Source organism: Vibrio lentus (assembly GCF_002875945.1).
GTDB classification, from domain to species: Bacteria; Pseudomonadota; Gammaproteobacteria; order Enterobacterales; family Vibrionaceae; genus Vibrio; species Vibrio apostichopi.
In genome coordinates, this window is record NZ_MCZK01000070.1 from 1 (window position 1) to 682 (window position 682).

A 682-nucleotide genomic window follows, 5' to 3' on the forward strand; every position below is an offset into this window, starting at 1 on the left:
AATTACGCAACAAAGCCTGAATTAGGGTCAGAATTCAGAGTTAAAAGAGCTCCTTTAAGTCTATGTAGCGTCTTGATAGCCCGACTGAAATCCTTTACTTGAATAGACGACTGAATCTCTAAAAGATCTGTATTTGCACTCATGATAAGTTCCTGAGTGTATTTGTTTGTAGTTGATATATTTTTGTGAGGAATAATAGGTTCTGATCTTGAATAGGTAATGATAATTGGTGTCAACGTATCAAAGATTGTCTTTCGACAAAACGGTTTAAATATACTGTCATAAAATATACCTGAGAACTCGGCTTCTACCCGGTTGATACTTGAAGATAATATAGGTACTTTCCCCTTGCTATTAGAATGAACATGCATTGCGAGATCGTAGCCATCCTCGTTAGGTAGAACCAAGTCTGTAATCACGAGATCAAAATCGTCTGAGTTATATGTTGCTATAGCGTGCCAAATACTTGAGCTTGCTACAACATCTATGTCTAATTGTAAAAGAATATCTTCTAATATTAGGTTGTTTATTGGGTTGTCATCAACGATTAGTGCTTTCATAAATATAGTTACCAATTCATGTTTTATTCTAGGAAATATCTGTACAGAATATCGTAAATTTATCTAAGAATTCAATGATAGGTATCTCAAAATAGGAATCAAACGGCTTTGTTGCGTAATTC

The 682-nt window shown here is 34.3% G+C and carries 1 protein-coding gene; it reads right to left on the minus strand.

All coding sequences use genetic code 11. From position 1 onward, the window contains the following. Window positions 1-2: 2 nt before the first annotated feature. Complete coding sequence (locus BCT49_RS05360) at window positions 3-560, minus strand: response regulator (RefSeq protein ID WP_102434438.1); 558 nt, start codon at window positions 558-560, stop codon at window positions 3-5. Window positions 561-682: the final 122 nt, after the last annotated feature.